The 9,409-nt window shown below is 44.7% G+C and carries 8 protein-coding genes; 1 reads left to right on the top strand and 7 read right to left on the bottom strand.

From position 1 onward, the window contains the following. Positions 1 to 95: 95 nt before the first annotated feature. Positions 96 to 488, bottom strand: a complete 393-nt coding sequence (locus tag W293_RS0103560; RefSeq protein WP_025651128.1) for a ComEA family DNA-binding protein — start codon at positions 486 to 488, stop codon at positions 96 to 98. After that, positions 485 to 1,381: a nucleoside triphosphate pyrophosphohydrolase gene (gene mazG, locus W293_RS0103565; protein WP_025651129.1), complete on the bottom strand. Its 897-nt coding sequence runs from the start codon at positions 1,379 to 1,381 to the stop codon at positions 485 to 487. Before mazG ends, W293_RS0103560 begins: the two co-directional genes overlap by 4 nt. Before the next feature lie 156 nt (positions 1,382 to 1,537). Between mazG and W293_RS0103570 the strand changes: the two genes are divergently transcribed. Then, the gene (locus W293_RS0103570; RefSeq protein WP_025651130.1) at positions 1,538 to 3,022 is read left to right on the top strand and encodes a phosphomannomutase/phosphoglucomutase; all 1,485 of its coding nucleotides are present in this window, start codon (positions 1,538 to 1,540) and stop codon (positions 3,020 to 3,022) included. 222 nt (positions 3,023 to 3,244) lie between these two features. Here W293_RS0103570 and W293_RS0103575 read toward each other — a convergent pair whose 3' ends face one another. The 5 genes from W293_RS0103575 to W293_RS0103595 form a co-directional block, all read right to left on the bottom strand. Beyond that, positions 3,245 to 4,612: a UDP-glucose 6-dehydrogenase gene (locus W293_RS0103575; RefSeq protein ID WP_025651131.1), complete on the bottom strand. Its 1,368-nt coding sequence runs from the start codon at positions 4,610 to 4,612 to the stop codon at positions 3,245 to 3,247. Between the two features lie 102 nt (positions 4,613 to 4,714). Beyond that, a complete protein-coding gene (pgi, locus tag W293_RS0103580) occupies positions 4,715 to 6,382 on the bottom strand; it encodes a glucose-6-phosphate isomerase (protein ID WP_025651132.1) in 1,668 nt (555 codons plus the stop codon). Positions 6,383 to 6,385: 3 nt separating this feature from the next. Continuing rightward, on the bottom strand, positions 6,386 to 7,270 hold the full coding sequence (locus tag W293_RS0103585; RefSeq protein WP_025651133.1) for a UTP--glucose-1-phosphate uridylyltransferase: 885 nt from the start codon (positions 7,268 to 7,270) through the stop codon (positions 6,386 to 6,388). A 99-nt stretch (positions 7,271 to 7,369) separates the two neighbouring features. Then, complete coding sequence (gene galE, locus W293_RS0103590; protein ID WP_025651135.1) at positions 7,370 to 8,428, bottom strand: UDP-glucose 4-epimerase GalE; 1,059 nt, start codon at positions 8,426 to 8,428, stop codon at positions 7,370 to 7,372. Positions 8,429 to 8,523: 95 nt separating this feature from the next. Beyond that, positions 8,524 to 9,405, bottom strand: coding sequence for an IS982 family transposase (locus tag W293_RS0103595; RefSeq protein WP_025651136.1), 882 nt, complete (start codon positions 9,403 to 9,405; stop codon positions 8,524 to 8,526). Positions 9,406 to 9,409: the final 4 nt, after the last annotated feature.

Here is a 9,409-nt window from a genome sequence, read left to right on the forward strand (position 1 = left end):
TAGTTTAACAAATTTTGCGCGTGGTAGGTGCGTTATGACATTTAGTTACGTGCTATTTTGTCAATATTGGGGTTAATTAATGCAAAATAATGCTATTAATCTTGCACGCGTAAACGGGCTCGATTTTTCTCAATCGTTTTTGCGCCAATACCTTTTACCTTTGCTAACTCATCCACTGTCTTAAAATCGCCAAACATGTCGCGATATAAAATAATCGCTTGGGCTTTACTACTACCGATACCGTTTAATGAAACGAGCTCACCTTCACTAGCACGATTGATATTGACGGTAGATTGATCGCGCGCCTCTGTTTTAGCACTCTCTTGTGCCAACAGGTACGCATAAGCGCTTTGTGGATTATCAAAACAGGGCGCGGCGTGTGCATTGCTAAAAGTCAGGATAATCAAGGCTAGACAACAAGCAGCGCTAGATATTAAGCTGTTCAAACTGGTAAACCTAGCAAACGAGACTTTATGATAAGCGTTCATGACGATCGTTCATATCGTTTCGCCGCTTCCCATAATGCATCCATTTCTGTTATATCGCTGTCCTCGACACGCTTGCCAGCCGCAGCCAAATGCTCCTCAATATAGCCAAAACGTGATTTGAATTTATGCACACAAGTAAGGGTCGCTGTCTCAGCATCAAGGTTCAGTTTACGCGCCACATTGACCAGCGCAAACAGGCAATCGCCCAGCTCTTTTTCAATCTCTCTGATATTGGCTTTGTTTATGTCATATTTGTCAGCTTCTTTAGACATATCTGTTTTAGACGTATTTGTCAGCTCATTTTTTAGCTCGGCAATCTCTTCATCCAACTTATCAAAAGCGCCGCTGACCCCTTCCCAATCAAAGCCTAATTTTGACGCCTGCTTTTGTACATCCTGCGCCTGCATGAGCGCACTGCCCGCTTTGGTATTGTCTAGACGACGTTTGGGTTTACCACGTGCCTCGCGCGCTTGCTGCTCCTCTGCCTTAATCTCATCCCAACGAGCTTTTACCGCCACGTCATCTTCAAGACTTTCAGCCTCAAACACATGCGGATGACGGCGAATCAGCTTTTCTTGTAAAGTAGTCATGACATCGCCCATATCAAAACGCCCTTGCTCCGCATACATCTGGCAATGAAAAACCACTTGCAGCAACACATCACCAAGCTCGCCTTTGATATCTTCATCATCATCGCTTTGTACCGCTTCACCAAGCTCATAAGCTTCTTCAATCGCATACGGAATGAGGCTATGATTGCTTTGCTTTTTATCCCACGGACAGTCGGCGCGCAATCTTGCCATCAGTGTCAACAGGTCATCAAGTTGCCCGCTTGCTTCTGGCGTGCCTTGCACAGGTTTGGGTGCTGCGATTTTGTTTTCTACGGTACTCATAAAGGGTGCTCTTATACTTTTCGTTGTTATTGAATAGAGTCACGTTAACTTAATAACGATTTAGTCATTAGTGTAGCATTGAACGCTTAATAGCCTATAATTGTGCTATCTACTTTATTATTTTATCACTGCTCACGCGCAAGGAATTTTATCATTATGTCTACGTCTGCGACCACTAACTATCAGCCAGCGACTGAATTCAATCCTATTATTATCGATTCATTTAAAGCCTATGATATTCGCGGTGAGCTTGGGGTAAATCTCGATGAAGCCATTGCTTACCGTATTGGTCGCGCCTTTGCGCAGATTTTGTTTCAGCGCTATCACGCAGCATCTGATCAAAAGAGTGATCTGGCAGCACTAAAACCTGCCATCGTTATCGGTAGTGATATTCGCCATTCAAGCGAGCAATTAAAACAAGCGACTCTCAAAGGTATGCTAGATGCAGGTGTTGATGTCATTGATTTAGGCATGAGCGGTACCGAAGAAGTGTATTTTGCCACCAGTCACTATCAAGCATTAGGCGGCATCGAAGTCACTGCCAGTCATAATCCTATCAATTATAATGGCTTAAAACTGGTTAAGGAACATTCAAAACCCATTAGCGCCGATGATGGTTTAGCAGAGATTCAAGCATTGGCAGAATCTGGGCAATTTACCACTGAAAACCAATCAGGAACGTTGCAATTATTGACTGATAAAAGTGCTTATGTTAATCACGTCATCAGCTTTATAGATACCGATAAATTAAAACCGCTGAAACTGGTTATTAACTCAGGCAATGGTAGTGCAGGCCCCGTGGTTGATTTATTAATTGACAAGCTGGCACAAGCAGGCGCACCCATTGAAGTGATTAAACTGCATCATACGCCAGACGGCAGCTTCCCCAATGGCATCCCCAATCCTATGATTGAAGCCAACAGAGTAGCGACTCAGCAAGCCGTTTTGAAAAACAAAGCCGACCTTGGGATTGCCTTTGATGGCGACTTTGACCGCTGTTTTTTATTCGATGAGCAAGGTGAGTTTATCGATGGCAGCTACGTCGTTGGCATGCTGGCGCAAGCATTCTTGAACAAGTACCCAAATGAGTCAATCGTCTATGATCCTCGCGTGATATATAACACTGAAGCGGTGATTAAAGAACATAACGGCAAGGCTGTTATCAGTAAGTCTGGACATTCATTTATCAAGCAAGTGATGCGTAACTCTGGCGCGGTTTATGGCGGCGAGATGTCTGCTCATCATTATTTCCGTGACTTCTTCTACTGCGATAGTGGCATGATTCCATGGCTACTAACGATTGAGCTATTATCCATCACGGGTAAGACGCTATCAGAATTGGTCACTGGCTATATTGCAGCTTATCCCAGCTCGGGCGAGCTTAATTTTCGTCTCACAACAAATGATGCATCGACGATTATTAACGCTATTGAAGAAAAATTTAGCCACGAAAATCCAACCAAATCGACCCTTGATGGCTTAAGCCTAAACTTTGATGAGTGGCGCTTTAATCTACGTACCTCCAATACCGAGCCACTAATCAGGCTTAATATCGAAAGTCGTGGTGATAAAGAATTGCTAACGATTAAAACTCGAGAGATTCAGCAGTGGCTAGCGGTGCAAGGTGCTGTACCAGCGTAAACGAATACGATTTAATACGCCCTAATTAAAGCCAAAAAAAAGCTCGCTGATAATTATCAACGAGCTTTTTAAATAACAGAAAAACTTGAATAGCGCTATAGTAAAAATACCCTAAAAACGCGACGGTATTGCTGATATCAATTTTTTGTAGCCTCTGTCTGCGTAGGCACAGCCAGCAAGAAAAATTGATATCAGTAGTGCGTCATGTATCGATATGACTTTTCACTGACTATATTTAGACCGACCAATACCCAAATAGTCACCCACTAAACTATCTATCTGCGAGCGTGTCAGTGCATTTTGCGCATCAAATATTGGCATCGCTTGCTGATTGATTTTGGCAATATCTAGCTGATCTCGTGGCGACCAACTGACAATAAAGATAGCCTGAGCATCATCGATTTGACCATAAGGATCAGCCATTAATTTAAGTAATGGTTGCTGCTGATAAAGCGCGGCAAGCTCATCTTGAGCTTTATCGCTATAGACCAAAGTACGAATATTATAAGACCACAGCAATGCTAGTAATGGATGTATCGCTGAGCCTGCGGTACGCCCCGATCCTGATTTATAACTACCGCCCCAAACCATCACCGTTTTATTATCGATAAAACCATCAAAATATTGCCAGAATTTACGGAATATCAGCTCTTTTTGGTCTTCGTTGATGTGCATGACTGACTGCAACAGTGGCATATCTAAACTGTGCGTTTGGCTAGACTGCTGCAATTTAGCAAGCTCAGTCGGTAGGGTGTTACCGCCAAAGCCCCAACCCGCTTGCAGATAACTGCTACCAACGCGCGCGTCTAGCCCCATGATACGACTGACTTGTTTGATATCGACCTGTTGACTGTCCGCCAAGCGTGACATCTCATTCATAAAACTCACTCGCGTCGCCAGCATCGCCATGATACTGCTACGGGCAAACTCTATGGTTGCGACATCAGCGTGATGGGCGGCGCGTGCGTGCTGCATTAAAGGCTGCAGTATATTTAGATGGTGGCTACTGTTGGCGGTTTTTTCACCAAGCAACCACAATGAAGGGTTCAGCATCGAGCTATAAGCATCGCCGTCCTGCAAAAATACAAACGGCACATAGTAGACCCATGCACGCTGCAAACGCTGAGCCAGTGCTGAGACAACTCCTAATTTTTCAATACCGCTCATAAGCACAGGTAGCGACTGCTGATGACTGTGATTGAATGCGGTAATCCAATTGTCTTCTGCCCATGCTGGCTTGACACTGTCCAAAAACAACCAATAAAGCGCAACGTTGCTTGCTTCGCCACGTTCACTGTCCTCATTGCTCTCATTGATATGACGGCTATCACTAAAATTCGCCGTTTCATAGTAATGAATCAACGTGTCGGCGCTATCTGGTAATGCTTGACTGCTAATAACCTGCTGCTGCTCATACATCTGCCATAGCGCTTGCAAATGATGCTCAAAACCATACTGTTTTATTTGCTGCGTCAATAGCTCAATATCTGCATAAAGATGCACGCGCTGACCTAAGCTTGCCAGCACTACCGCACTGGTAATGGCTTCAATACTATGGCCAACAAGCACACAAACTGGCTTGCTTCTCATACGTTGTGCTGTAAATGCATGCGTATATTTAGCCGTATTGTCGTTTATAGAATCAGCGCTCATGAGTTACCCTTTTAACTGTATTACGTATCGGCAGCCGTATTAAGACAGCTGTCTAATGTGTTGTAGCAGCTGGTCCGTAGAGGTATCGAATTGACCTTCGGTTTCTTTCTGCATGGCTTGATGCACGGACTCTGCCATTTGCTTACCCATTTCGACACCCCACTGATCAAACGGGTTAATATCCCAAATGCTGGCCATGACATAGACCTTGTGTTCATAGAGCGCAACCAAAGCCCCTAAGCTATGCGGCGTTAGCTCGTCGATCAGTAGCGTGGTTGACGGCTGATTGCCACGGTAGTATTTATATTTTTCCGCAGCAGACGCTACTTGCACCTCGGACTCTTGGAGCGCTGCATTACCAAAAGCAAGTACGCGGCTTTGTGCCAAACAATTGGCTAGCGACAGCTCATGCTGCTGCTGTAATGGCGCGTTTTGCGATTGACCACTATAACGGCGCACACAAGCAATAAAGTCACACGATACCTGCTGTGTACCTTGATGTAGCAACTGATAAAAAGCATGCTGCGCATTAGAGCCAATCTCGCCCCACAGAATCGGACAAGTATCATAATCAATATGATCACCGTGCTGAGTGACCGACTTACCATTACTCTCCATCTCAAGCTGGGTTAGGTAGCTTGGCAAATAGCTAAGACGACCATCATAAGGCAATACGGTATGAGCATTAACCTGTAAAAAAGTACTGTTCCAAACAGCAAGCAAGCCTAATAATACTGGCAAGTTTTCTGCAAAATCAGCCTGTGCAAAGTGCTCATCCATACTATGCGCACCCGCTAATAACGCTTTAAACCCTGCCATACCGATACGAATGGCAATAGCAAGACCAATCGCCGACCATAAAGAAAAGCGACCACCGACCCATTCCCAAAGCTGCAGCTGATGCTCAGGATGAATACCCCAAGCACTCATTTTTTCACTATTAGCAGATATACCAATAAAGTGGCGACGTAACACACTGTCTTCCGTACCAGCGCGCAGCTTGGCGGTGGCAAGCAACCATGACAATGCCGTCTTAGCATTGGATAAGGTATCAATGGTACCAAAGGATTTGGAGGAGATAATAAATAAGGTGGTTTCAGGATTTAAATGCTTCAGCAAGTTATCAAGCTGAGTACCATCCATGTTTGAGACGAAATGTACTTCAATCTCAGTATCTGCCCATTCATCGAGCGCCGCAGTCGCCATCAGTGGCCCAAGATCAGAGCCACCAACGCCAATATTCACCACATCAGTAATCGCCTTACCCGAAAACCCGCGCCATGTACCACTACGGACACGCTCGGATAATCTGGCTACTTGCGAAAGACTCTGATGCACATCCGCGACGACATCTTGACCATCAAGCTGTAGCGTTGCTGTTTCTGGGAGACGTAGCGCTGTATGCAAGGCGGCACGCGCTTCACTGGTATTGACCATCGCGCCTTGTAATAGCGCTTTAATACGAGCCGGTAAATCACAACTATCAGCAAGACTCAACAGATTAGCTAATACTGTCTCGTCAATACACTGCTTGCTATAGTCCATATATAGCGCACCAGCTTGCCTGCTAAAACGCGTCGCACGCTCATCATCTTGCGCAAACAAGGCTGCTAGTGACCATGGCTGCTTAGCTAGCATTTGTAGTTGTTGCCAGTATGTGGAGTTACGAGCACTGTTATAAGCGCTATTGCCCTTTATCTCAGCCATCAGCTATTCATCTTCTGCTAATTGCTGCTCGGCAAAATAGATAAATGCTTGCATGTAAGAACGCATATCGCCTGCATCATAGCTGTCGCCGCGCATGGTCGTGACATTAACCCCATATTCGCTAATCAGCGCATCAATCGCATCGGTCAGCTGAATCTCACCGCCAACCGACGCTTTGGTATTGGCCAAATAATCAAAGATTTGATTGCTAAACACATAGCGACCAACCACTGCTAAATTTGAAGGTGCTTCTGCTAAGCTGGGTTTTTCTACAAAGCCTGCAACCTTAAAGCTAGCATTCACATCTGTTTTACCATCGACATCGCTCGCAGCACTAAACGCTTCGTTTAATTGGGCGATACCGTATTTATGCACATCTTCATCGGCGACTTTATCTACCAATATTTGTGAATGACTATCTTTAGCAAAAGCATCAATCATAAAGGCTAAATTATCAGCAGACATATCATTGGTAAACGGATTAAGTACGACATCGGGCAATAATACGGCAAAATCATGCGCGCCTATAATGGGACGTGCAGCCAATACCGCATGACCCAACCCTAGCGGCTTGCCTTGACGTATCATCGATACTGTCACATCGTCTGGTAGCCAGTTTAGGCTGTCAGCTAGCTCGTCTTTACCTTTATGACGCAATTGGTTATCCAGTTCGGCATTAATATCGAAGTAGTTTTCAATCGCGCTCTTTTGTGCATGGCCGACTAAGACAATGTGCTTGATACCAGCGGCAATTGCCTCTTCAACGACATAGTGAATAGCAGGACGGTTACCTAATGGCAATAGCTCTTTTGGCACTGATTTAGATAATGGCAGCATACGAGTGCCAAAACCGGCGACGGGGATAACAGCATGGGTGATATTTTTCATATATGATTGGCTATATTAATAAGAAAAGTAGAATTAAAGTAAAATCGATAAGTTAAAACAGTAAGCAATCATCCGTAGATGACGATAGCTCAATAAAGCTTAGGCTTCATCATAACCATTCGGATTCATGCTTTGCCAACGCCAAGTATCCTGACACATCTCAGTGATAGACAGCTTGGCTTGCCAGCCTAATAACTCTTTGGCTTTGTCCGCACTGGCATAGCAACTGGCAATATCCCCTGCACGGCGGGCAGCAAATTGATAAGGAATAGGCTGTTTAGATACTTTGGTAAACGCTGCAACCAGATCTAATACTGAGGTACCTTTTCCAGTTCCTAGATTAATAGGTAAAAAACCCACTGAGCTAGTTGTATCCGAACCGCTTTTTGAACTGGCTTGTTGCTGTAAGTAATTAAGTGCGGCCACATGACCTTGCGCCAGATCGATGACATGGATAAAGTCGCGTACCCCTGTACCATCGACGGTAGGATAGTCATTACCAAAGATACTGAGCTTCTCCAGCTTACCGACGGCGACTTGCGAGATATAAGGCATGAGGTTGTTTGGAATGTCATTGGGGTCTTCGCCGATCTGCCCTGAGGGATGTGCCCCGACTGGATTAAAGTATCTAAGAGGAATTAGGCTCCAGCTGTCATCCGATATCGCTAAGTCTTCTAGGATATGCTCGACGGCAAGCTTGCTTTGTCCATAAGGATTAGTACAAGAGCGCGGCGAGGTTTCATCGATAGGCAGAGTCTCAGGGTCGCCATAGACAGTGGCAGACGATGAGAAGACTAGGTTTTTAACACCGTACTCGGCCATGACTTCCAGTAAAGTAATCGTGCCACTGACGTTGTTATTATAATATAGCAAGGGTTTGGCAACGGATTCTCCGACGGCTTTTAATCCAGCGAAGTGAATCACGCCAAAGAATTGATGCGCGGCAAAGGCTTCTCTAAGTGACTCAGCATCACGAATATCACCTTTGATAAAATCGATCGGCTGACCAACAAGGGTAGAGACACGATTGATCGCTTCACAGCTACTGTTAGATAGGTTATCGTAGCCTACGACCTCATAGCCTGCTTGATGCAATGCAATGCAGGTGTGGGAGCCGATATAGCCTGCGCCGCCAGTTACTAGTATTTTTTTAGTCATAAAGTCAGCCAAAAGTGTTTAAATAGGTATTTTAGTTAACCATATAATAAATAATTGGAAAGCTAAGCATTAAATCCCTTTTATTAACCCCACTCTCAACTTGAAATAAGCAAATCAAACTGAAGAGGCGGATTACCAAGTTTTTTGTTGAGTACAAAGCACAGATTGTGTGAAAGAATCTTACGAATCAATCGATGAGACAAATGCCATAAATCTCTTGCTCGTACCCTTTGTATATTAAATCGTTCTGATAGCTGACCAATGACTGTTTCAACGATACGGCGGGCTTTCATTAGCCGCCTTACCACAGGTTTGGGTCTATCCTCTTTCATGTTGGCTCTGAGTGGCGTTTGTAAATCCACGCCTTGAGCGTCGTAGTACGATGTCAGACTAGGGCTGATATACCCTTTATCAGCGCCAAGCAGCCCATGAATATGAGTGGTGATTTCTGGGGCAACCGCTCTTTCATCAACATTGGCAGGAGCAAAGGTAAAGCCTTTAATCATGCCCGATAAGTTAACAAGCAAATGGCCTTCAAAGCCATAGTACCTCTCTTGCTTAGCGGCACAGTAGCTAAAAGCTGCTAAGTCTTGATAATTCTTATGCCGATAAGCGCGTCCATAATGACAGACGGGTATCGGAAAGCCATCCATAAAATGAATGTTGTCACGGCCTTCAATTTGACTGACGTTATCTTGTATCCGCTGTTTGACTTGCCACAGATTTGCGCAATGCTTTGCGAAGTTAGGGTATGAGCCGATGGCTGGAAACCAGTCTTGCCAATGCTGGGTAAAGTATTGCCAAATTTGTTTGTCTTGATCAAGGTGTAAAAATTCACCGACCATCTCCATGCAAATGACCTCAGGATCACTTAGCTTTGGCGCGTAACCTGCACTTCGCAAGGGTTTGGTGACGACTATTTTGTAATATTGCTCTACCATTAAATAGATATTGATGATAAATTCGTCTATGGGCATCTCA

The organism is Psychrobacter sp. TB67 (assembly GCF_000511065.1).
Classification (GTDB): Bacteria; Pseudomonadota; Gammaproteobacteria; order Pseudomonadales; family Moraxellaceae; genus Psychrobacter; species Psychrobacter okhotskensis.

Bases quoted from the DNA above. Each gene is read 5' to 3' on its own strand.
- W293_RS0103560 (WP_025651128.1), bottom strand. From the start codon at position 488: ATGAACGCTTATCATAAAGTCTCGTTTGCTAGGTTTACCAGTTTGAAC.
- W293_RS0103585 (WP_025651133.1), bottom strand. From the start codon at position 7,270: ATGAAAAATATCACCCATGCTGTTATCCCCGTCGCCGGTTTTGGCACT.
- W293_RS0103570 (WP_025651130.1), top strand. From the start codon at position 1,538: ATGTCTACGTCTGCGACCACTAACTATCAGCCAGCGACTGAATTCAAT.
- W293_RS0103575 (WP_025651131.1), bottom strand. From the start codon at position 4,612: ATGAGAAGCAAGCCAGTTTGTGTGCTTGTTGGCCATAGTATTGAAGCC.
- mazG (WP_025651129.1), bottom strand. From the start codon at position 1,381: ATGAGTACCGTAGAAAACAAAATCGCAGCACCCAAACCTGTGCAAGGC.
- galE (WP_025651135.1), bottom strand. From the start codon at position 8,428: ATGACTAAAAAAATACTAGTAACTGGCGGCGCAGGCTATATCGGCTCC.
- pgi (WP_025651132.1), bottom strand. From the start codon at position 6,382: ATGGCTGAGATAAAGGGCAATAGCGCTTATAACAGTGCTCGTAACTCC.
- W293_RS0103595 (WP_025651136.1), bottom strand. From the start codon at position 9,405: ATGCCCATAGACGAATTTATCATCAATATCTATTTAATGGTAGAGCAA.